This window comes from Streptomyces tritici (assembly GCF_048500665.1).
In the GTDB taxonomy this organism is placed as follows: domain Bacteria; phylum Actinomycetota; class Actinomycetes; order Streptomycetales; family Streptomycetaceae; genus Streptomyces; species Streptomyces tritici.
Genome location: NZ_CP183183.1, coordinates 6,289,742 through 6,311,454 on the forward strand (window position 1 = coordinate 6,289,742; position 21,713 = coordinate 6,311,454).

21 protein-coding genes and 1 tRNA gene are annotated in these 21,713 nt (G+C 73.1%); 14 read left to right on the forward strand and 8 right to left on the reverse strand.

The genetic code is table 11. The features are described 5' to 3' along the window. Nucleotides 1–61: 61 nt before the first annotated feature. Both ACNJ93_RS28850 and ACNJ93_RS28855 read right to left on the reverse strand, forming a co-directional pair. Nucleotides 62–1,285, reverse strand: a complete 1,224-nt coding sequence (locus ACNJ93_RS28850; protein ID WP_418960392.1) for a PP2C family protein-serine/threonine phosphatase — start codon at nucleotides 1,283–1,285, stop codon at nucleotides 62–64. 141 nt (nucleotides 1,286–1,426) lie between these two features. Further along, a complete protein-coding gene (locus ACNJ93_RS28855) occupies nucleotides 1,427–1,570 on the reverse strand; it encodes a hypothetical protein (RefSeq protein WP_418960393.1) in 144 nt (47 codons plus the stop codon). 426 nt (nucleotides 1,571–1,996) lie between these two features. Here ACNJ93_RS28855 and ACNJ93_RS28860 point away from each other — a divergent pair, with 426 nt between their 5' ends. Together ACNJ93_RS28860 and ACNJ93_RS28865 are read left to right on the forward strand one after the other, a co-directional pair. Beyond that, a complete protein-coding gene (locus ACNJ93_RS28860) occupies nucleotides 1,997–2,371 on the forward strand; it encodes a PRC-barrel domain containing protein (RefSeq protein ID WP_418960394.1) in 375 nt (124 codons plus the stop codon). Between the two features lie 86 nt (nucleotides 2,372–2,457). Further along, entirely contained in the window at nucleotides 2,458–2,910 is a 453-nt protein-coding gene (locus ACNJ93_RS28865) for an SRPBCC family protein (protein WP_398032378.1), read from the forward strand. Nucleotides 2,911–2,932: 22 nt separating this feature from the next. Here ACNJ93_RS28865 and ACNJ93_RS28870 read toward each other — a convergent pair. Then, nucleotides 2,933–3,009 (reverse strand) — tRNA-Trp (locus tag ACNJ93_RS28870). A 1,248-nt stretch (nucleotides 3,010–4,257) separates the two neighbouring features. On the opposite strand from ACNJ93_RS28870, the gene ACNJ93_RS28875 reads away from it, so the two are divergent. Next, on the forward strand, nucleotides 4,258–4,824 hold the full coding sequence (locus tag ACNJ93_RS28875) for a DUF6328 family protein (RefSeq protein WP_418960395.1): 567 nt from the start codon (nucleotides 4,258–4,260) through the stop codon (nucleotides 4,822–4,824). A 143-nt stretch (nucleotides 4,825–4,967) separates the two neighbouring features. Here ACNJ93_RS28875 and ACNJ93_RS28880 read toward each other — a convergent pair whose 3' ends face one another. Then, a complete protein-coding gene (locus ACNJ93_RS28880; protein WP_418961562.1) occupies nucleotides 4,968–5,123 on the reverse strand; it encodes a CsbD family protein in 156 nt (51 codons plus the stop codon). A 433-nt stretch (nucleotides 5,124–5,556) separates the two neighbouring features. On the opposite strand from ACNJ93_RS28880, the gene ACNJ93_RS28885 reads away from it, so the two are divergent. Both ACNJ93_RS28885 and ACNJ93_RS28890 read left to right on the forward strand, forming a co-directional pair. Continuing rightward, nucleotides 5,557–5,928 (forward strand): hypothetical protein, encoded by a 372-nt coding sequence (locus ACNJ93_RS28885; RefSeq protein ID WP_418960396.1) that lies wholly within the window; start codon nucleotides 5,557–5,559, stop codon nucleotides 5,926–5,928. Between the two features lie 120 nt (nucleotides 5,929–6,048). Further along, nucleotides 6,049–6,210 (forward strand): DUF5670 family protein, encoded by a 162-nt coding sequence (locus ACNJ93_RS28890; RefSeq protein ID WP_418960397.1) that lies wholly within the window; start codon nucleotides 6,049–6,051, stop codon nucleotides 6,208–6,210. Between the two features lie 109 nt (nucleotides 6,211–6,319). On the opposite strand, the gene ACNJ93_RS28895 is transcribed toward ACNJ93_RS28890, so the two are convergent. Then, the gene (locus ACNJ93_RS28895; RefSeq protein ID WP_418960398.1) at nucleotides 6,320–6,547 is read right to left on the reverse strand and encodes a DUF5133 domain-containing protein; all 228 of its coding nucleotides are present in this window, start codon (nucleotides 6,545–6,547) and stop codon (nucleotides 6,320–6,322) included. 282 nt (nucleotides 6,548–6,829) lie between these two features. Between ACNJ93_RS28895 and ACNJ93_RS28900 the strand changes: the two genes are divergently transcribed. From ACNJ93_RS28900 to ACNJ93_RS28915, 4 genes are all read left to right on the forward strand, one after another. Further along, nucleotides 6,830–10,858, forward strand: a complete 4,029-nt coding sequence (locus tag ACNJ93_RS28900; RefSeq protein ID WP_418960399.1) for a HAMP domain-containing protein — start codon at nucleotides 6,830–6,832, stop codon at nucleotides 10,856–10,858. A 112-nt stretch (nucleotides 10,859–10,970) separates the two neighbouring features. Further along, nucleotides 10,971–13,415 carry a SpoIIE family protein phosphatase gene (locus ACNJ93_RS28905; protein ID WP_418960400.1) on the forward strand — a complete coding sequence of 815 codons (2,445 nt, stop codon included), beginning with the start codon at nucleotides 10,971–10,973 and terminating at the stop codon, nucleotides 13,413–13,415. Between the two features lie 50 nt (nucleotides 13,416–13,465). Further along, nucleotides 13,466–13,834 carry an STAS domain-containing protein gene (locus ACNJ93_RS28910; RefSeq protein ID WP_418960401.1) on the forward strand — a complete coding sequence of 123 codons (369 nt, stop codon included), beginning with the start codon at nucleotides 13,466–13,468 and terminating at the stop codon, nucleotides 13,832–13,834. A gap of 67 nt (nucleotides 13,835–13,901) precedes the next feature. Continuing rightward, a complete protein-coding gene (locus ACNJ93_RS28915; RefSeq protein ID WP_418960402.1) occupies nucleotides 13,902–15,077 on the forward strand; it encodes a PP2C family protein-serine/threonine phosphatase in 1,176 nt (391 codons plus the stop codon). A 118-nt stretch (nucleotides 15,078–15,195) separates the two neighbouring features. Here the strand turns inward: ACNJ93_RS28915 and ACNJ93_RS28920 are convergent, their stop codons facing one another. Next, entirely contained in the window at nucleotides 15,196–15,708 is a 513-nt protein-coding gene (locus tag ACNJ93_RS28920; RefSeq protein ID WP_418960403.1) for a MarR family winged helix-turn-helix transcriptional regulator, read from the reverse strand. A 95-nt stretch (nucleotides 15,709–15,803) separates the two neighbouring features. On the opposite strand from ACNJ93_RS28920, the gene ACNJ93_RS28925 reads away from it, so the two are divergent. Together ACNJ93_RS28925 and ACNJ93_RS28930 are read left to right on the forward strand one after the other, a co-directional pair. Continuing rightward, on the forward strand, nucleotides 15,804–17,027 hold the full coding sequence (locus tag ACNJ93_RS28925; protein ID WP_418960404.1) for a PP2C family protein-serine/threonine phosphatase: 1,224 nt from the start codon (nucleotides 15,804–15,806) through the stop codon (nucleotides 17,025–17,027). Between the two features lie 115 nt (nucleotides 17,028–17,142). Beyond that, a complete protein-coding gene (locus ACNJ93_RS28930; RefSeq protein ID WP_418960405.1) occupies nucleotides 17,143–17,628 on the forward strand; it encodes an ATP-binding protein in 486 nt (161 codons plus the stop codon). 70 nt (nucleotides 17,629–17,698) lie between these two features. On the opposite strand, the gene ACNJ93_RS28935 is transcribed toward ACNJ93_RS28930, so the two are convergent. Next, entirely contained in the window at nucleotides 17,699–17,950 is a 252-nt protein-coding gene (locus ACNJ93_RS28935) for a WhiB family transcriptional regulator (protein ID WP_418960406.1), read from the reverse strand. 411 nt (nucleotides 17,951–18,361) lie between these two features. Here ACNJ93_RS28935 and ACNJ93_RS28940 point away from each other — a divergent pair, with 411 nt between their 5' ends. After that, on the forward strand, nucleotides 18,362–18,787 hold the full coding sequence (locus ACNJ93_RS28940; RefSeq protein ID WP_418960407.1) for an SsgA family sporulation/cell division regulator: 426 nt from the start codon (nucleotides 18,362–18,364) through the stop codon (nucleotides 18,785–18,787). 25 nt (nucleotides 18,788–18,812) lie between these two features. On the opposite strand, the gene ACNJ93_RS28945 is transcribed toward ACNJ93_RS28940, so the two are convergent. Beyond that, the gene (locus tag ACNJ93_RS28945; RefSeq protein WP_418960408.1) at nucleotides 18,813–19,235 is read right to left on the reverse strand and encodes an ATP-binding protein; all 423 of its coding nucleotides are present in this window, start codon (nucleotides 19,233–19,235) and stop codon (nucleotides 18,813–18,815) included. Between the two features lie 197 nt (nucleotides 19,236–19,432). Here ACNJ93_RS28945 and ACNJ93_RS28950 point away from each other — a divergent pair, with 197 nt between their 5' ends. Both ACNJ93_RS28950 and ACNJ93_RS28955 read left to right on the forward strand, forming a co-directional pair. Continuing rightward, on the forward strand, nucleotides 19,433–20,275 hold the full coding sequence (locus tag ACNJ93_RS28950; protein ID WP_418961563.1) for an RNA polymerase sigma factor SigF: 843 nt from the start codon (nucleotides 19,433–19,435) through the stop codon (nucleotides 20,273–20,275). Between the two features lie 269 nt (nucleotides 20,276–20,544). Further along, nucleotides 20,545–21,696: a tetratricopeptide repeat protein gene (locus ACNJ93_RS28955; RefSeq protein WP_418960409.1), complete on the forward strand. Its 1,152-nt coding sequence runs from the start codon at nucleotides 20,545–20,547 to the stop codon at nucleotides 21,694–21,696. Nucleotides 21,697–21,713: the final 17 nt, after the last annotated feature.

Genomic DNA, 21,713 nt, shown 5'->3' on the forward strand with positions numbered 1-21,713 from the left:
GTGCGGAGATGGCTCGCCTGCTGCGGATGCGCGGGTGACGGATGCGCGGGCGCCGGCGGGTTCACCGGTGATCGGGGTGCCATTCGGCGAGGAGGGTGGTGGCGTCGTCGCTGAGGCGCTGGTCCTGGTGGACGAGGATGTGCTGGATCAGGCGCCGCAGCGCCTCGGGGGCGGGAAGGCCCTCGGTCAGGGCACGGACGACGACATCGGCCAGGCGCCGCTCCCCGAACAGCTCTCCGGCGGCGGAGCGCGCGTCGGTGACGCCGTCGGTGAAGAGCAGCAGCCGGTCGCCGGGCTGCAGCTGGACCGTATGGACGGGTGGGGGACCGACGCCGTAGCCGGTCAGGCCCAGGGGCGGGCGCGGGGGCCTGTCGAGCGCGCCGGTCACGACGCGCCGGTCGCGGATCAGCAGCGGGGCGGGGTGGCCGCAGTTGATCCACTCCAGTTGCCCGGTGGTGGTGTCCAGGTCGCCGATCACGCAGGTCAGCAGCCGTTCCGGGATCCAGCGCTCCAGCGTGCGGTCGATCTCGACCGCGATGTCGTCGAGGCCGCCGCCGGCCTGCCTCGTGGAGCGGCAGGCGGCCAGCGCCGTGGCGCTGCAGCCGCCGGACGCGAGGTCGTGGCCCATGGCGTCCAGCAGCGTCAGATGCAGGACTTCTCCCGCCAGGCTGTGGTCGTACGCGTCCCCGCCGATGTCGTACGCGGGCTCCAGGAGGGCGCTGGAGGTCACCGCCGCCGTGCCGATGGTCCGTGGGGGCATGAAGGCCCACAGCAGCTCCGCCTGCAGGCTCATCGACCGGGTGCGCATGGTCCGGGTCAGGACGTCGCTGAACGGCTGCTTGGTGGCCAGGATCATGGCGACCAAGCCGGCGAGGGCCTCGCACCGGTGCAGGAGCGACGCGTCGAGCTCCGGCGCGGTGACGCGCAGGACTCCCATCCGGCCGATGCCGTCCACGACCGGGAACCAGCCCGTACGCTCCCCGCCGGAGTCCGGCCGGCTCAGCCGCACCGACTCGGTGCGGTACGCGTGTCCCGCGAGAGAGTTGTCGACGGGCAGCGTCTCCAGGTCCGCGGTCCGGTCGTCGGCCGCGAGCCGGGATGCCTGCTCAGGGTTCGGGAGCGCCACCAGACCCTGCTGCTGCAGATCGGCCACGTAGACCCGGGCCCCGGTCAGCCCCAGGCGCCGCCCGGCGTCCTCCACGAGCAGGGGGATCGCACGGGGCGCGAGCCGGTGGGACGCGGCCAGCATGTCCGCCAGGACCGCGCCGAGGGTGTCGCCGTCCACAGCACCGCCCTTCGCCGTCGGTCACCGGTGACCTGGTGACCTGGTGACCCTCCCATCATGCGCCGGTGCGCGCTCGGGGGCCGTCTCGCCGCACAGGGCGATGCGAGTGGGCACGTGCCGTCCGACGCGGGCGGGCAGGCGTCAGCGGTGGCGCAGCCTGCCGAACAGGCGGCGTGCCTGGGCGCGCTTGCGCGGGTCGGCCGCGGCGCGTCGAAGGGACGCCGCCGCGCCACGGCCCTGGGGGCTGCGGGCGAATCGCTTGATGCGGTCCAGCAGTGCGGTCATGGGATTCTCCTCTCCTCGGACGTCGAACGCGCGGAGGAGGCCGGCGAACGGCCTCCGGGAGCGCTCGCGCCTTCCTCCGTGTCCTGGCCCTTCGTGTTGCCCCAAGCGGCCGTCTCACACCTCCAGGAACTGATGTGACGTCAGCTGAGGTGCGCCGGGCGGGCGTTCCCGTGGACGCCGCTCCGGCGTGCTCACGGGAGGCGGAGGAACCAGTCCGATTTCTCCTGGGGCGGCGGAATGATCCCCGGGGGCCCGGGTACGCGGACGCTGTCCAACCCGCAGGGAGGAGCAACCGACCATGGGTCTGGGACTGTTCGTCGTCCGGCGCCCACTGTCACCGATCACGGTCGTGGTGGCCGGCTCCGAGGCGGCCCGCACGTCCGGCCCCGTGCCCTGCGCGAATCCAGCGACAGAGGAGTGACAGCGATGACCGACCATCTGTGGTCCTTCAGTACCGAGTGCGGCCACCTGGCGGGTACCGATCTCACCGGGTGGCGCGTCGAGGCCTCCGACGGGCACATCGGCAAGGTGGACAAGCACTCCGACGAGGTGGACGACTCCTACCTGGTCGTCGACACGGGCGTCTGGATCTTCGGCAAGGAGGTGCTCATCCCGGCGCGGGCGGTGACCCGCGTCGACCTGGAGGAGCAGACCCTCCACCTCGCCCTGTCGAAGGAACAGGTGAAGGACTCGCCCGAGTTCGTCTCCGACAAGCACCTCGCGGACCGCCAGTACCGCGAGGAGATCGGCCAGTACTACCGCACATCCAGCCTCTTCCCGGGCGGCAGGGCCGGCCTCTGACGGCCGCCGGTCCACCCCGGTACGCACGAGCTCAGCAGCACGTCCCCGACGGGGAGACGATCCCCGTCCGAGAGAAAGGTGTCGCCATGTCCAAGGTGGAGGAGTCGGTCGAGGTCGAGGTTCCGGTGCGGGCCGCCTACGACCAGTGGACCCAGTTCGAGACGTTCCCCCGCTTCATGGACGGTGTGGAGCGGATCGAGCAGCGTACGGACACGCTCACGCACTGGGTCACGGAGATCGGCGGGGTGCGGCGCGAGTTCGACGCCGTGATCACCGAGCAGATCCCGGACGAACGCGTCGCGTGGACGACGGTCGAGGGCGAGGCCCGGCAGGCGGGGGTCGTCACGTTCCACCGTCTCGACGCGACCCGGACGAAGGTCATGCTCCAGATGGACTTCGCCCCCGAGGGGCTTGCGGAACAGACGGGCGACAAGCTCGGGTTCGTCAAGCGCAAGGTGGCCGGCGACCTCAAGCGGTTCAAGTCGTTCATCGAGGAGCGCGGCGGCGTGCAGACGGGCGGCTGGCGCGGATCGGTGTGAGGATCCGGCGCCGGCGTGCCTTTGGCAGGGGTGACAGGAGTCGAACCTGCGGCATCCGGTTTTGGAGACCGGCGCTCTGGCCAGCTGAGCTACACCCCTTCGGTGTGAGGGAAGCGTGTCACGTCGACGGGAGGCGGTGCCACCGGATATCGAGGCGGGGAGCGGAGGACACCGCGCGCCCGGTATCGGCGCATCGAGCAGGGACCGGGTGCCCGCCCCGTCCCCGGGCGACACCGGAAACCGGAGGGCATGGATCCCGGTCGGCGGGGCAGGCGGATGCCGAGCGAGGGGACACGCTCACGCCCGACGATCCAGGGTTCCCCCTGCCGTGGGTCGGCGATACGAGCGGCCCGCACCTCCACGAGGTGCGGGCCGCTCGCATGCCGCCGGGAGCCGGTGCCCCCAGTTCGTGCCCGAGGGCGACGAGTCCCGGAGGGCGGGACTGCCGAGCAATCTCTCCGCGTCCGCGGGGTTTGGCTCCGAAGACAGCGGTAAGCCGAATCGGCAGGAACCGCAGGCAGGGTGACGGACAGTCGGATCGCGAAACCCACCCAGGAGGCGCTCATGTCGAACCCGACCCGAGTCCTCGTCCGCGTGGCGCCGTGCGCCGCGCCGGTGGGACCGACCCGGCCTCGCCGCCTCGCCCACCCCTCCGGGGGCCCCACGGGACCGGGGGCGGCCCCCCGGACCCACGGGCACCGCCACGAGCCGCCGCCCCCGGGGATTCCTACGTCGGGCCTTCCGACGGTGGGTGCCCCCGTGCCCGGCATCCCCGTGCGGGGGCTCCCCGCGGGGACGGTTCCCACACCCGCGCACTCCGGCCGGACCGCCGTGGCGGAGCCTTCCGCACCGGTCCGCCGGCCCCGCCGCCCGACCCGCTCTCCGGTGCCGCTGCCGTGGCGGCCGCCGGAGGCCGCAGTCCCGTCCGAGGACCCCAGCGCCTCGGGCCGGAGCGGGGAGAGCCGCACGTACGCTCCCGCCGTGACCCCCGACGCGCCGCGCCGACGGGACGGGCAGGAGGGGCGGGAGGGGCCGGACGGGCGGGCCGGCGGTCCCGCCGCCGGTGACCGCGGGCGGCCGCCCGGCGACGGCGAGAGCGCCCGTCGCGGACGGTGGCGGCACCCCGCGCCCCCGCGCACGGCCGGTACGCCGCGGGCCTGACTCCGCCCCGTGCCGCGCCGGACGGAAGCCCCCACGCTCGACGGGGGCTTCCGCCGTGCCGGGGCCCGCTCCGAGGCCCCGCACGCCCGCGCCACCGCCCCCCGAGAACCGGTCATACGCGGAGCGTCACCGGGCACAGGTGGGGGGCGGGTCCGCTCCTGCCCCCGTGCTTAGAGGAGGACCTTCATGAACGAACGGAACGGCGGTACGCAGGCGGAGGACGAGCCGAAGGAGGCGCGGCACGGCGGAAAGGCACAAGCGCCGGACCGCGACACCGGTGGGCACGACGGGCGCGGCGAGACGGAGGGGGAGCGGGCGGACCGCCGCTGGCAGGAGCTCCTCCAGGAGATCCGGGTCGCCCAGACGGGCGTCCAGATCCTCCTCGGGTTCCTCCTCACGGTGGTGTTCACCCCGCTCTTCCACGCCTTGGAGCAGACCGACAAGACGATCTACCTGGTCACGGTCGTCCTCGGGTCGCTGGCGACGGGTGCGCTGATCGGCCCCGTCTCCTTCCACAGGATCGTGTCGGGGCGGCGGGTCAAGCCCCAGGCCGTCGTCTGGGCCTCCCGGCTCACCTTCACCGGCCTCCTGCTGCTGCTCGCGACGCTGACGGCCGCCCTGTTCCTCATCCTGCGGGTGGCGACGCACGACCCGTACGTGCCCTGGCTGGTCTCCGGTGTCCTCGCCTGGTACCTGATCTGCTGGTTCGCCCTGCCGTTGTGGGTCCGCATCCACTACGCCGACGGAAGCTGACCCGAGGCAGGGGGCGGTGTCCGACGCCCACGAGGCCCGGCGCCGGCATGCCGACCCGGGGCATGCCGGACGACGGAGAGGGGCGGCCCGCCGGATGGCGGGCCGCCCCTCTCCGTGCCGGACGAGGTCCCTCGTCCGTCGGATCAGTGCTTGAAGACGTCCTTCGCCTTCTCCTTGGCGCCACGCGCGTCGCCCTTGGCCTGCTCGGCCCGGCCTTCCGCCTCGAGACGCTCGTTGTCGGTCATCCGGCCGACCGCCTCCTTGACCTTGCCCTTGGCCTGCTCGCCCTTGGCCTTCATCTTCTTCTCACCGGACACGGGGGATCGCTCCTTCTCCGCGCGACACATCTGACAACAGGACGCCTCACCGGAACCGGCGAGAACAAACCCATGAATATCCGGCGTATCACCGCTCTGCGTGCACCGGAGGGGAGGTTCTCCTTGATCGTGGCGATGGCGACGCCCCACCCCTGCGACACCGTCGGCTTTCCCGGCGCGGTGACGCGGATACCGGTGAGCCCGAGCGCCTCGGCCCGTCCGGCCCGGACGGGCGCGGCCAAGCTTGCTCGAGGGGAACGGGCGCGGCGGGACCGGCGGGCGCGGATCCTCCGGGTCTCGGGCGCGGATCCTCCGGGTCTCGGGCTCGGGTCCTACGGGTCTCGGGCTCGGGTCTACGGGTCTCGAGCTCGGGTCCTCCGGGTTTAGCGTGGGGGAGTCCGGCCAGACGATGTCCATGAGTGCTTGGGAGAACACCGGACGGAAGCAGTTCCCCTGGACCGGCCCTTACGTCGTCCCGGACCATCCTGGCCCGACGCGGGTGGACGACCCCGACGTGGACGAGAGGTACGAGCCGGCCGCTCTCGGGGAAAGGCGCGGCCTGCCCGGGCCCTTCGCCGAGAAGGCCCGCGCGGCCGCGTACGTGGCCCGCGCCGCGAGGAGCGACCTGTGGGCCGCCGCGCGTACGCACCCGGCCGTGACGGTCGGTGCCGCGGCCGGCACGGCGGCCGCGCTCGCCCTCGCGTACGGGTCGGGGCGCCGGGCCGGGCGCCTGGCCGCATGGCGCGAACTCGGGCCGGTTGCCTTGTACTTCGCACGCCGCGGCTGAGCGGGCGAGGCTTCCCCGCCCCCTGAACGGCCGTGCGCGTGTGCACGCCGTCCGGCCGTCCCCTGTGCCTTTCGTCACCATCTTGTCTTTTCGTCACTGTCTTCATGGAGGTCGATCCGCATGGTCCCCCTGCTTCTCGTCCTGCTGCTCGCCCTGCTCCTCTTCGGCGCCGGCTTCGCGTTCAAGGCGCTCTGGTGGATCGCCGTCATCGTGCTCGTCCTGTGGCTGCTGGGCTTCGTGGCCCGGCCGAAGGGCAGCACGGGCCGCTGGTACCGCTGGTAGGCGGCCCGGCGGCGTTCGCCCGCCCCCCGTGGCATGACCGAGCCCGGCACCTCCTTCGGAGAGTGCCGGGTTCGGCCGTGTGCTCGGCGTGCTCCGCCGCTCAGTACGCTCAGCCGCTCAGCACCGAGTCGTCCTCGGGGCGCGCGCCCGGCAGGCGATGGCGGGCCGCGATCAGCGCCGCGTCCACGTCACGCGTACCGGTGGAGACGCACAGCGTGTACGCGAGGTCGTCCAGACGCCGCCGTACCTCTTCGCCGCCGTTCTCCGCCTGGAGCACCTTCAGCGTCGTGTACTGCTCGATGAGATCGCGCAGGACCGCGGGGTGGGCCATCAGCACGTACTGCTCCTCTCGTCGTCGGGGCGGGGGACCGCCCGGCTCGACGCCCGCGTACCCCGGGGGCGTTGTCGTACGCCCTCCGCCCCAGGGCCGGAGAGGACGGGTTCCGGCCGGATGACCGGCACCGCCCTCCTCTTGTCGATCACGGAGCGGTAGTGTCGTCATGATTGCCGTACGGCAACGATCGCGGCAGCCGGAACCGTCCGGGGGAGCGATCGTCCGGAGCATGGCGCGGGCCGCACGGTCCGTGGGAGCAAGCTTGGTGGGGAACGAGGATGGTGCATGTCTGAGACGACGACCAGGGGTTCCTCCGGCCGGGAGCACCCCGGGCCGGCCGCGGTGGTCGAGCCTGAACTCCGTCAGCTGCTGGCCGGGCTCACGGCCGTGCGGGACGGCGACTTCGGCACCCGTCTGCCGGACGAGGCGGACGGGCTGATGGGCGAGATCTCCCGGGTGTTCAACGGAATGGTCGATCAACTCTCCCTGTTCACCTCCGAGGTGACGCGGGTGGCGCGCGAGGTCGGCACGGAAGGGACGCTCGGCGGGCAGGCCACCGTGCCCGGCGTCTCCGGCACGTGGGCCGACCTGACCGACTCGGTGAACGCGATGGCCGGCAACCTCACCACCCAGGTCCGTGACATCGCCCACGTGGCGACGGCCGTCGCCAAGGGCGACCTCTCCCAGAAGATCGACGTGGACGCGCGCGGCGAGATCCTGGAGCTGAAGAACACCATCAACACGATGGTCGACCAGCTCTCGGCCTTCGCCGACGAGGTCACGCGCATGGCCCGTGACGTGGGCACGGAGGGCATCCTCGGGGGACAGGCCGATGTGAAGGGCGTCTCCGGCACCTGGCGCGACCTGACCGACTCCGTCAACTCGATGGCGGGCAACCTCACCGCGCAGGTGCGGGCGATCGCCCACGTCGCCACCGCCGTCGCGGGCGGCGACCTGTCGAAGAAGGTCGACGTGGACGCCCGGGGCGAGATCCTGGAGCTGAAGAACACCATCAACACGATGGTCGACCAGCTCTCCGCCTTCGCCGACGAGGTGACCCGCGTGGCCCGCGAGGTCGGAACCGAGGGCAACCTCGGCGGGCAGGCCACCGTCCGGGGCGCCTCGGGCACCTGGAAGGACCTGACCGACAACGTCAACGTGATGGCGTCCAACCTCACCGGGCAGGTGCGTTCGATCGCCCAGGTCGCCACCGCCGTGGCCCGCGGCGACCTGTCCCGCCGGATCACCGTGGAGGCCAAGGGCGAGGTCGCCGCCCTCGCCGACACGATCAACACCATGGTGGACACCCTGTCCGCCTTCGCCGACGAGGTGACCCGCGTCGCCCGCGAGGTCGGTACCGAGGGCCGGCTCGGCGGCCAGGCCAGGGTGCCGAACGTGGCCGGCACCTGGAAGGACCTCACCGACAACGTCAACTCCATGGCGAACAACCTGACCGGACAGGTCCGGAACATCGCCCAGGTCACGACCGCCGTCGCCAACGGCGACCTGTCGAAGAAGATCGACGTCGACGCCCGGGGCGAGATCCTGGAACTGAAGACGACCATCAACACGATGGTCGACCAGCTGTCCTCGTTCGCGGCCGAGGTGACCCGCGTGGCCCGCGAGGTCGGCAGCGAGGGCCGGCTCGGCGGCCAGGCCGAGGTCGAGGGCGTGTCCGGCACCTGGAAGCGGCTGACCGAGAACGTCAACGAGCTGGCGGGCAACCTCACCCGCCAGGTCCGCGCCATCGCCGAGGTCGCGAGCGCCGTCGCCGAGGGCGACCTCACCCGCTCGATCACCGTCGACGCGTCGGGCGAGGTGGCCGAGCTCAAGGACAACATCAACGCCATGGTCGGCTCGCTGCGCGAGACCACGCGGGCCAACCAGGAGCAGGACTGGCTCAAGTCCAGTCTGGCCCGGATGTCCGCGCTGATGCAGGGCCACCGCGACCTGACCGTCGTCGCCGAGCTCGTCATGGACGAGCTGACCCCGCTCGTGGCCGCTCAGTACGGCGCGTTCTACCTCGCCGAGGAAGGCGCCGACGGCGTCGAACTGCGACTCGTCGGCTCCTACGGCCGCCCCGCCGGCGACCGGGACAAGGTCCGCTTCCGGCTGGGCGAGTCGCTCGTCGGACAGGCCGCACGCAGCCGCCGCACCATCGGCGCCGACGACGTCCCCGCCGACTACGTCGCGATCTCCTCGGGTCTCGGCAGGACGTCCCGGGGCAGCCTCGTGGTGCTGCCGGTCGTCGTCGAGGAGCAGGTGCTCGGCGTCATCGAGCTGATGTCCTTCAGCCCCTTCACCTCCGTGCACCGGGACTTCCTGGAACAGCTCATGGAGACCGTCGGCGTCAACCTGAGCACCATCATCGCCAACGCCCGAACCGACGAACTCCTGGACGAGTCCCAGCGCCTGGCCGGCGAACTCCGCTCGCGCACCGAGGAACTCCAGGCGCGGCAGGAAGAACTCCAGCGCTCCAACGCCGAGCTGGAGGAGAAGGCGGCCCTGCTCGCCACGCAGAACCGCGACATCGAGGCCAAGAACCTCCAGATCGAGCAGGCCCGCCAAGAGCTGGAGGACCGCGCCCACCAGCTCGCCCTGGCCTCCACGTACAAGTCGGAGTTCCTGGCCAACATGAGCCACGAACTGCGCACCCCGCTCAACAGCCTGCTGATCCTCGCCCAGCTGCTGGCGCAGAACCCGACCCGCAACCTCACGGCCAAGCAGGTCGAGTACGCCGGCATCATCCACTCGGCCGGGTCCGACCTGCTCCAGCTGATCAACGACATCCTCGACCTCTCCAAGGTGGAGGCCGGGAAGATGGACCTCAACCCGGAGCGCGTGCCCCTGCGCAGGCTCCTCGACTACGCCGAGGCCACCTTCCGCCCCCTCACCTCGCAGAAGAGCCTCGCCTTCTCCGTGTCCACGGCCGCCGGCGTCCCCGTCGACCTCGTCACCGACGACACGCGGCTCCGGCAGGTGCTGCGCAACCTGCTGTCGAACGCCGTCAAGTTCACCGAGCACGGCAGGGTCGAGCTGCGCATCGAGCCGGCCTCGGACGGCGAGCTGCCCGTGTCCGTGCACCGCGGCGGCCCCGTCGTCGCCTTCCGCGTCACCGACACCGGCATCGGCATCGCCCCCGAGAACCTGGAGGCCATCTTCGGCGCCTTCCAGCAGGCCGACGGGACGACGAACCGCAAGTACGGCGGTACCGGCCTGGGCCTCTCCATCAGCCGCGAGATCGCCCATCTGCTCGGCGGCGCCCTCACCGTCACGAGCGTGCCCGGAGAGGGCAGCACCTTCACCCTCTACCTCCCCGTCACCCGGACCGACTTCATCGAGCAGCCCGACCCCGCCACCCCGCCGACGGACCCCTCGGCGGTGCCCACCGTCCCCGCCCCGGCCCGGGGCGGCTCGCTCGCGCTGCCCGGCGCCCCGGCCGCCCGGCCGACCCGGCGCCTCCTCGTGATCGAGGAGCGCCCGCGCGGGCTCCTCGCCGTCGTCGCCGAGAACGCGGTCACCCAACTCGCGGCCGACGGCGGGCACACGGGCCGGGCGGACATCGAACTGATCCCCGTCGGCGGTCCCCAGGAGGCCGCCTCCGCGCTCGCCGCCCAGCCGTTCCACTGCGTCGTGCTCGACGTCGACATGGCGGACGGCGACGCTCTGCGCTTCCTGGACGCCATGGACGGCGACGAGGCGCTGCGCACCGTCCCCGTCCTCGCCCACCACAACCGCCGGCTCCCCGCCGACGAGGAGGGCGCCCTCCAGGACCTCGCCCGGCGCCGCCCGCTGGAACTCCTCTCCAGCCTCGACGAGCTGCGCGAGCGGATCGCCCTCCACCTGTCCGCGGAGCAGCCCGGCGACGTCGTGCCCCTGGTACGCGGCGACCACTGGGCGCCCGCCCCCCAGGTCGTCGACAGCACCTTGCGCGGCAGGACCGTCCTCGCCGTCGACGACGACGCCCGCAACCTGTACGCCCTCAGCGGCATCCTGGAGCTGCACGGCATGACCGTGCTGCACGCCGAGAACGGCCGGAAGGGCATCGACACGCTCCTGGCGAACCCGGACGTCGCCCTCGTCCTGATGGACGTGATGATGCCGGAGATGGACGGCTACACGGCGACCGCGCGGATCAGGGAGCTGCCGCAGTACGCGGACCTGCCCGTGATCGCCGTCACCGCCAAGGCCATGCCCGGCGACCGGGAGAAGAGCCTCGCGGCCGGCGCCAGCGACTACGTCACCAAGCCCGTCGACGCCGACGAACTCATCGCCTGCGTCAGCCGCTGGCTCGACGGCGGGGCGGCCGAGTGACCGTCCCCGCGGGCCCGCCCCGCCTTCCCCGCCCGGCCCCGGAGCGCCGGTCCGGCGCACCCCGGCCCCGTCCGCACGGCGGCCCGGGGGCCGCCCCGACCGAGGAGTCGCCGTGAGCGGCCCCCGCTTCCCGGGCGGAGACACGTCCGCGGGCCTCCCCGAGACGGACGCCGCCGCGCCCCCGGCCCCCGGCACCGCCGTCCCGCACCCCGCCGACGGCCGGCTGGCCGCCACGGTGGAACGGCTGCGCGGCGAGGTGCGCGCCGCGCACGCGGCGGCCGAGGGCCGCGCCCTGATCGAACTCGCCAAGGGGGTCATCGTCGAGCGCCTGGGCTGCGGCCCCGCCCAGGCGGCCCGCCAGCTCGCGGAGCTCGCCGACCGAGCCGGCCTGTCCCGGCTGGAGCTGGCCGCGGACATCATCAACCAGGCGGCCCGCGACCGGGTGGCCGAGGCTGCCGACGCGTTCGTGAGGAGCGTCGCCGGCGAGACCACGGCCACCGTTCCCGCCGCCTCGGTCGCCGTGCGGCTGCGCACCGCGGAGAGCGCGGCGCTCAGCGCCGGCGACACCCAGGCCGTCGCCGAGTCCCTGCTCCGGCACGCCCTGGAACCGCTGGGCGCCGTCGCCGTGGCGATCTGGACCACCGGCCCGGACACCTCGCTGAGCCTGCGCGGCCACGCCGGCTTCGGCCTCGACGAGGCGGCCCGCTGGCACTACGTGCCGCCGGGGGTGACCACCGCGGCCCGCCAGGCGCTCATCGAACGCCGCACCGTCCGGTACGCCTCTCTGGCGGCCGCGGGCATCCCCTCGATCGGCCGCACCCACCATCCCGACGGCGGCCGGGTCGTCGTCCCCGCCGGGACCGGCGGCCGCATCCACGGCGTCCTGGAGATCTGCTGGGCCCGTCCGCTCGACCCCCTGCCGCAGGCCGTGGAGCGCCAGATCGAGGCCCTCGCCGAGCTCTGCGCCCACACCCTGGAGGCGCTGCCCGAGGCGTCCCCCGGCGGCTTCCCCGGCCCCGGCGGGTTCCCGGTCCCCGGCGGGGACGGCGCGCCGGCGCTCGCCGCACTCTCGGACGGTCTCTACGACCCCGCCCTCGTCCTCACCCCCCACCTGGACGAGGCGGGGAAGCTCGTCGACTTCCGCATCCGGCACGCCAACGCGCACTTCCAGGATCCGGCCGGCAGGCCCCGCGGCTCCGTCGACGGGGCCCTGCTCCTGGAGGCGTACCCCGCGACGGCGGGCGGCAGCGAACTCTTCGAACGGATCGAGCGGGTCTACGCGACGGGGGAGCCGTTCCGCGCCCGGCGGGTCCGGCTCACGGCCCTGGTGGACCAGGTGCCGCTCGCCTCGTTCGCCGACATCAGCATCAGCCGGCACGGCGCGAGCGTCCTGCTCATCTGGCGCGTCGAGGACGAGTCGGCACGCCTCGCCAGCCTCCTCCAGCACGCCCAGCGCCTCGGCCGGGTCGGCGCCTTCGAGGAGGACGCCGTCACCGGCGACATCACCTGGCACGGCCAGCTGTACGAGCTCTTCGGCCGCAGACCGACGGAGCCGCCGGTCGCCCTGCGCGACCTCGCCGCCCACGCCCACCCCGACGACGCCGACACCATCCGCCGCTTCCTCCAGAAGGTGCTGGAGCAGCGGCGGGTGGGCTCCACCGCCTTCCGCATGCTCCGCCACGACGGCGTCACGCGGCACATCCGGGTGACCGCCGAACCCGCCCTGGGCACCGACGGCGCTCTCCAGGTCGTCCGGGGGGCGTACCAGGACATCTCGGCGCAGCACTGGACCGAGGTCGCCCTCACGGCCACCCGCGACCGGCTGGTGGCGACGGAGGAGGCGGCCGAGGAACGCAACCGGCTCACCCTCCAGCTCCAGCACGCCATCATGCCGCCGGCCATGCCGCCGCTCGACGCGCCGGGACTCCACGTCGCCGTGCGCTACCGTCCCGCCGAGTCCGAGTCCCTCGTCGGCGGCGACTGGTACGACGCGGTCGTGCTGCCGTCCAAGAAGGTGCTCCTGTGCGTCGGGGACGTCGCCGGCCACGGCGTGGAGGCAGCCACCGGCATGGTGGTGCTGCGCAACGCCCTCCGCGGCCTCGCCGTCACGGGCGCGGGCCCGGGGCAGCTGCTGTCCTGGCTCAACAGCGTCGCCCACTACCTCACCGCCCGTGTGACGGCCACCGCCGTGTGCGGCATCTACGACCCCGGGAGCCGCACGCTGCGCTGGGCCCGCGCGGGACACCTTCCGCCGGTGCTGGTCCGCGGGGACGAGGCGTTCGACCTGCCGCTCCTGGGCGGGCTGCTGCTCGGAGCCCTCGCGGAGGCCGAGTACGAGGAGACGGAGCTGCGGCTCGAACCCGGCGACACGGTGCTGATGTACACCGACGGGCTCGTCGAGCGGCGGGACACCGCCGTCCAGGACTCCGTCGCCCAGCTGCTCACCGTTGCCCGGCAGCCGTCCGACAGCCTCGAACGCCGACTGGACCAGCTGCTGGCGCGCAGCAAGTCGGACACGGACGACGACACGTGCGTGGTCGGTGTCCAGGTGTCCTGATCCGCCCGTCCGCGCCATGACCGACCCCACCCCCATCGAAAGCAGGGAACATGCTCGAGCGAGAACCGAACCTGGATGTCGACGTCGAGATCCGCGACGACCGCACGGCGGTGCTGGTCGTGGCGGGCGAGCTGGACATGGAGACGGCCGGCCGGCTGGAGGAGCTGGTGACGGACCAGTTCGGCCAGGGGCGGCGCCGCCTCGTGCTGGACCTGTCCGCCCTCGGCTTCATGGACTCCTCGGGGCTGAACGTTCTGATCAGGTCGGTCAACAGGGCGCGGGAGAACGGCGGCGACCTGTATCTCGCCGCGCCGACCACGGCCGTGCGCCGCATCCTGGAGATCACCGGCGTGACGACGACGATCCCGCCGCACGACGGCGTGGCGGACGCGCTGGCCGCCGCCGGCGGCGCGAGATAGCGGACGGGTGGCGCGGCCCCCGTGCACGGGACCGGCCCCAGGGCAGAGCAAGAGGAAGAGGACGACCGTGCACGAGATGGCCGAGATCGAGCAGGCGCTGCGCCGGGCGGCCCCGCACCGGCTCGTGGGGGTCGCCGAGGACGCCCTGAGGCAGCACTGCGGGGTGCTGCGGGTGGAACTCCGCCTGGCCGATTACGGTGTGCGGACGCTTCAGCTGGTGGGGCACGCCTCCGGGGCGGAACCGTCGGTGCCGATCCACGACAGTCCCCAGGGGCGTGCCTTCGGCGCCCAGGAGCCGCATGTGGTCCGGGAGCCCGGGGCGCTTCGGCTCCACCTGCCCGTCACCGTCCGCGGGGACCGGCTGGGGGTGCTGACGGCCGAGCTGCCCCCGCAGGCCGACGTCAGGCCGCTGCTGCCGGGGCTCGCCCAGGTCTGCGAGGCGCTCGGCCACGAGATCCTGGTGGCGGAGCGCGACACGGACCTGTACGTCCTGGCGCGGCGTGCGACGCGGCTCACGCTCGCGGCGGAGATGCAGTGGCAGCTGCTGCCCGGCCGTTCCTGCGCCCGTCCCGAGTTCGCCCTCGCGGCCCATCTGGAGCCCGCCTACGCCATCTTCGGCGACAACTACGACTGGTCGGTCTCGGACGGCCGGCTGACCCTGACGGTCACCAACGGCATGGGCGAGGGCATCGAGGCCGCCCTGCTGACGAACCTCGCGATCAACGCGCTCCGCAACGCCCGACGGGCCGGCCTCCCGCTGGCGGACCAGGCAGCGCTGGCGGACCAGGCCGTGTACGCCCAGTACCGGGGCGAGTCCTTCGTGTCGGTGCTGCTGCTCTGCTTCGACCTGGCCACGGGCGAGGTGGAGGCCGTGGACGCCGGATCGCCCCGTCTGTGGCGGCAGCGGGGGCAGGCGGTGGAGTCCATCGGCTTCGAGGCGCAGCTGCCCCTCGGCATGTTCGAGGACACCGTGTACGTGCCCGAGCGGTTCGCGGTGCGGCCGGGCGACCGGCTGCTGTTCGGCAGCGACGGCGTGTACGCGGCCGTCTCGCCGGCGGGGGAGAGGTACGGGGACCGGGCCCTGGCCCGCGCGCTGCGGGGGACGCGGCTGCTGCCGCCCACGCAGGTGCCGCAGGCGGTGCTCCGGGAGCTCGCCGTCCACCACGGCGGCAGCCCGCTGGAGGACGACGCCCTGGTCGTCTGCCTCGACTGGCACGGCACCGCGTCAACAGTTGCCGTGTGACAACTGTATCCTTGGGGCAACACCTGGCGGGGGCACGGAAGAACGCCGTCAAGGACGACCAGAGGTGGCAATGAGGACATGGGGTGGGCGCCCGGCCGGAGCCGGCGTCGCGCGGGGATCAGGCCGAGCTGACGTCCTTCAGCGGCGAGCGAGCGGGTGACGAGGCGGCCGCTCCGCTCCTTCCCACGGCCTCGTGGAACCCGGTGAGCCCCCGCAACAGCGCCTTGCGGCTCGCCGGCGACATGCCCGCGATGACCGCGAGCAGGGCCTCCTCGCGCTGGGCCCTGAGGTCCCGCAGGTACGCCTTGCCGTGGACGGTCAGGTGCAGCTCCAGCTGCCGGCGGCTCACGGAACTGGGCAGTCGCTGCACGAAGCCCAGCGCCTCCAGCCGGTCGCACATGCGGCTCACCGAGGGCGGTGCGGAGCCGAGCAGCTCGCCCAGGGTGCGCAGGCTGATGCCCTCCTCCCGGTCCAGGCTGTACAGCACGCGCAGCTGACTCGCCGAGACGGGTGTCGACGACACCATGTCCCGGCCGCGCTCCCACAGCACCTCCAGCAGCTCGATGAGCTCCCGGGCGGACTCTGCCGTCCGCTGCGGTTCCCGTGGCGGCGGGGCGGGGTTGCCGTTCATGCCTGCCGACCCTCCTCGGACGTGCGGGGCCGGGGGCAGCGGCCTCGCGACGGTCCGGTCATCTCCACATCTCTCCAGAAGGCGGTACGGATCCGGTGGATCGACACGTCACGGTGGAAGGCGCACTGCGCGGGGCGGCACCTCACCTGCTCCTGGACTCCCTCCGTACCTGTCTCGCGCACCTGTACGCCGCGACCTCCGCCGACCTGCTGCTCGTCGACTACGGCTTCACGACCCTGCGCCCCGTGGAGCCCGTCCAGACACCTGCCGGGATGCCGCACGCGCCCGTGGACGCGGGCCCCGCCGGCCGCGTCTTCCGCACCCAGCAACCATATCTTTCCCGTGGTGTCGGGCCCACGGCGACCGTTTACCTGCCCGTCACGGTCCGCGGCGACCGATTCGGCGTCCTGGTCGTCGTCCTGCCCGCGGAGCGGTCCACCCCGGAGACCACCGCGAGCCTCGCCCGGGTCGCCGAGACCCTCGGACACGCCCTGCGCGTCGCCGACCGCCACACCGACCTGTACCGCCGCACCCGCAGGGCACACGCCCTCAGCGTCGCGGGGGAGATGCAGTGGGACACCCTGCCGGGCCGCGCCTGCGCCGGACCGGCCTTCGACCTCCACGCCCACTGGGAGCCCGCCTACACCTCCGGAGGACACCTCCTGGACTGGAGCGCCACCGAACGGGACCTGGTGATCGTCGTCGCCGACGGCGCCGGCCCCGGCACCCGGGCCGCCCTGGCCAGCACCCTCGCCCTGACGGCGATCCGCAACGCCCGGCGGGCCGGGCTCGACCTGGTGACCCAGGCCAGCCTCACCGACCAGGCGCTCTACGGGCAGTACCGCGGCGAGCACCCGCTCTCCGCCCTGCTGCTGCGGCTCGACCTGACCACCGGCGAGGCCGAGGTGGTGGACGCCGGGTCGCCGACGCTCTGGCGCGTCCGCTCCACCGTGACCGAGCGCATCGAACTCGACCGCCAACTGCCCCTGGGCATGTTCGAGGACACCGTCTACACCCCCCAGCGCCTGCGCCTGCGGCGCGGCGACCGGCTGGTCTTCGTCGCCCACGGCACCGGAGAGCCGGCGGCCGGCGCCCGGCACGAGGCGCCGGACGGTCCCGTCGCCCGCGCCCTCGCCGGCGTACGCCGCCGGAGGGGCGCGGACGTCCCCCGGGCCGTCGTACGGGCGCTGCGCGGGACACCCCGTGGCGCGCCGGACGCCGTCCTCGTACTCTGTCTCGACTGGCACGGCCAGGAGGCCGCGCCACCGGGCGAGGCACGGCACGGGGGGCCCACACCGCCCGCGCCGGCGTGCCCTTGACGCACCGTCGGCCGGTGGTGATCCGCGTTGCGGGCGGTGTGGGAACCATGAACAGCGGAAAGACGGGTACGAGGAGCCCAGCCGCCGACCTCGGGACGAGGGGAGTACCAGCGCCATGACGGACGCGATCACCGCGGAGCGCGCGGTCCCGGAGCCCCTGCTGTCCGCGGGCGCCGTCTACGACGAGGACTCCCGCGGCGGGGCGATCGCCTCCGCGCGCGCCTTCACGGCCGATTTCCTCGCCGCCGCCCCGGCCGTGCTGCCCGGACCGGTCGGTGCGGAGCGCGTCGAGCTCGCGCAGCTGGTGGTCAGCGAACTCGTCACCAACGCGATCCGGCACACGGCCGGCCCCTGCCGGCTCCTCCTCGAACTGGGCCGCGACGCCCTGGAGATCTCGGTCTTCGACCAGGAGGCCGCCGCCCCCGTGCCCCGCGGACCCGACCCCCGCCGCGTCGGTCAGCACGGCGTCGAGATCGTCGTCGCCGTCTGCGAGAGCCTGACCGTGGAGCCCGCCCCGCAGGGGAAGCGGGTCCGCGCCCGCCTCTCCCTCCTGCCGGAGTACGCCGGCACGGCCAACCGGCCGGACCGGTCGGCGCGCTGACGCACCGGCACATCACCGGCCCGACGGGACGGCCCCCGGAAGGCGCCGGGGGCCGTGATCCGGTGGCCGGTCACCGGAGGCGGTAGCGGCGGGCCGGACGTTCCAGCGCACGCCGCTCGGCCTCGGTCAGGCCGCCCCACACGCCCGACGGCGGGTGCGGCTGCGCCAGCGCCGAGCGCAGGCACGGCTCGCGCACCGGGCACCGCCGGCAGACCCTCTTGGCCTCCTCCTCCTGCACGAGGGCGGAGGAGCCGGTCCCCACCGGGAAGAACAGATCGGGGTCGACTTCCTGACAGGCCGCGGCCGCACGCCAGCCGTCCATGTGAGCCTCCTGGCACATGGATGAGGGATTCGGTCCCCGTTCGCCTGACCGTTCGTCCGTCCGTGAAACCCGGTGCGGGACCGCCCCGGGGCGTCACCGGGGCCCGCGCCGCGGCCCGCGGGGCATGGGCGTGACGCTCCACCACGCCATCGCCACACCGAGACCGAACACCAGGACCAGCATGACCGGCACGACGGAATCCTTCCGGAAGCGGATCGCGTTCGAGGATCCGACTGACCGCGAACGCCACGCCGAAACGCCTTCCGCCGATCCTGACGGCCCTTCACGACCTTCACCGAATCACGACAGCATCGTCACATCCGCCGCGACGGCACGAGGTGTAACCGGGACGGGACGGGTCAAGCGAAGACCGCACCCGCTCGCTGACAGCCCCTCAGCCGGAGGACCCCCATGCCCCAGCACCCCGTCGCCCCACTCCCCGCCCCGCGCGTCCTCACCCGGCCCATGGCCATGGAACTGCTCACCGCGGACGCGGCGTTCCCGATCGACACCACCGTCGGCTACGACTCCCGCGACCCCCACGCCCTGAGCATCGCCTTCCACCTCCCCGGCCAGAACCCGGTGGTGTGGCGCGTCGACCGCGAGATGATCCTCACCGGATCGCTCCAGCCCACCGGCGAGGGCGAGATCCGTTTCCGTCCCGACCCCGACGGCGGACTCCTCCTGCAGCTCGGGCCGGCGGGACAGAGTGCCGTCGTCAGGTGCGAGCAGGAGGCACTCGGCCGCTTCGTGCGCGACACCTTCGTGCTGGTGCCGCAGGGCACCGAGGAACGCCACATCGACTGGGGACCGCTGCTCGCGTCCCTGAGGCTTTGAGCGCGGTGCGTGGAGTGCGGCTCCCTCAGCCGGAAAGGCCGGGGGCGGTCGGGCGGAAACAGGCCGTGACGTCCTTGCCCCGCGGACAGGGGCGGGTCCGCACGTCGTCCGCGAGCGCGTCGACCAGGAGCAGTCCGCGCCCGCCCAGCGCGCCCTCGTCCGGGCTGCGCTGCTCGGGAACCTGCGGCGAGGCGTCGTGCACGGTGACGTGCAGGCACTCCTCGTCCCAGGTGAGGATCAACTGCGCGTCGCTGTGGGCGTGCACATGGGCGTTGGTGACGAGTTCGGAGACCGTCAGCACGACGGAGTCCGCCACGCCGGGGGCGGTGCGGTCCCAGCCGAGCGCCGCCAGGTGCTCGCGCGTCCAGTCCCGGGCCGTCTTCACGCTGCTGCCCAGCGGCAGGGACCGCGCCCAGCCGACGGCCCTCATCGAGGGATCCCGTGTCATGACTCTCCTTCGGACGAGCGGTTCGACGTCCGTCTGCCCTCGACCGGGGGAAAGGAACCGACCGGAACCACCTGAGGAGTTGGTCGGTGTGGAAGCGAGAAGTCCGGGTACGCGAACAGCCTCAGGCCATGCGTCCCGATGAGGAACACACGTGAAAGGGGAAAGGTGTGACCGTCACCACGATGCCGACCATGGGGATGCCGACCACGGGAGTCGAGTCCGGAACGGGGACGCTGCCGCAGATCCCGGACACGTCGGCGGTCGCACCCAAGGACGCGAGGGCCCTGTCGAAGGTCTTCTTCCAGAAGCTCGCGACGCTGGAGGAGGGGACGCACGAGTACCAGTACGCGCGCAACACCCTCATCGAGATGAACATGAGCCTGGTCCGCTACGCCGCCGGTCGGTTCCGCCACCGCGCCGACGAGATGGAGGACATCGTCCAGGTCGGCATGATCGGTCTGATCAAGGCGATCGACCGGTTCGAGCTGTCGCGTGAGGTCGAGTTCACCACCTTCGCCGTCCCTTACATCGTCGGCGAGATCAAGCGGTTCTTCCGGGACACCTCCTGGGCGGTGCACGTACCCCGCCGGCTTCAGGAGGCACGGGTGGAGCTGGCCAAGGCGACCGAGGAACTCAGCACCCGCCTCGGCCGGATGCCGACGGTCAAGGAACTGGCCGACCTGATGAGCCTCACCGAGGAGGAGGTCACCGAGGCGCGGCTGGCCTCCAACGGTTACAACTCCTCGTCGCTGGACGCCGCCCTCAGCGGCGAGGACGAGGACGGCGACGCGTCGCTGGCCGACTTCATCGGCAGCGAGGACCCCGCCATGGAGCTGGTGGAGGACTTCCACTCGCTGGCCCCGCTCATCGCCGACCTCGACGAGCGCGACCGCCGGATCATCCACCTGCGGTTCGTCGAGGAACTGACCCAGGCCCAGATCGGCGAGGAGCTGGGCTGCTCGCAGATGCACGTCTCACGGCTGCTCGCCCGCACCGTGAAGCGCCTCCGCGAGGGCCTGCTCGGCACCGACGCCGACTGACCCGGCCGCGCCTGCCCAGGCGTGGTGCACGGTTCGACGAGCGCTGCTCGGCCGGGGTCCCGCCGAGCGTCTTGCGGCTGAGGACGTGGACTTCGGCTCGGGCCCGCCGTACATCCCGCTGAGGAGCCGTCGACAGCCGCGTAGCACTTGAGGACGATCCCTCGTCCGTATGGAGGCGGACTTCTCGACCGAGAGGCAACCCACGCCCGCGGTCGCCGTCTTGGTTCTCGTGTCGACTTGATCGTCGAGTCGGCACGAGGAGGGGTGTGATGGCAGGTCAGGTGTGTGGGACGAGGCGGGCGAAGGCGTCGGCGCCGGAGTACCAGGGCGCTCTCGAATCGTTGTCGGTGAATGCCTCACTGCCCGAGGTGCTGGCGCGGGGCATGGAGGAGCTGCGGTCGGCGGAACGGGCCGGGGACCGGCGGGAGGAGGCGCGCTGCGGGCTCGCCGTGGCAGAGGCATGCCGCAGGCTCGGGCGCGTCGAGGAGGCCGACCGGGCGTGGAAGGCGAGCTACCGGGCGGCTCGTTCGGCCGGTCACGAGGGAGCCATGGCGTGGGCTCTGTGGAGCGGCGGCACGTTGGCCCGGCAGCGCGGTGCGTTCAGGCTGGCGTACCGGTTGCTGAGGCTGGCCGCCGAGACGGGCGAGCGGGGCGGTGACGTCGTCGTGCGCGGCTACTCGCTGGCGGGGCTCGCCGAGACCGGGCGCATCCAGGGCGATTACGCGGCCGTGGGGAGGCTGCACGAGCAGCTGCTTGCCGAGGCCCGCCGCCGAGGCGAGGCCCGGCATACGGTGTGGGCGCTGGAGGGCATCGCGCAGATGCACCGCAACACCGGCGCATACGACGAGGCCCTGGCCCTGTTCGAGGAGGCGGCCGAGACGGCGTCCCGAGCCGAGGACCGGCGCGGGTGGGCATGGGCGCTGCGCGGCATCGCGGACGTGGTGTCCGTGCGCGACGCCGACGTGGAGCGCGCCCTGTCGCTGCTGTCCCAGGCGGAGGAGGTCTGCCGGGAGATGCGACTGTCCAGTGCGCTCGCCTACAACCACAAGATGCGCGGCAACGTGCTGTACCGGGCGGGCCGCTACGAGCAGGCCCGTGAGATGTACGCGCTGGCCCTTGAGGAGTTCCACGAGATGGACGAGCCGCGCGGGACGGCGCTGTCGCGACTGGGGCTCGTCAAGGCCTCCGCCCACCTGGGCCGCGACGCCGCGCACACTGCCGCGGACCTGGCCGAACTGCGCTGCACGCTGGACCGTATCGGGTTGCGGCATGCCCGGGACATGGTGGACAAGGCAGCGGCCGAACTGGGGGTGGGGCCGCTGCCGGCCCAGGACGGCCAAGAGCAGGGCGGCGCGAGGCCCGTGCTGCCGGCGGTCGGGGCCGAGGCGCTTCAGTCCGCCGATGCGGAGAGCCTGCGGTGAGCGCCGTCCCGACACCG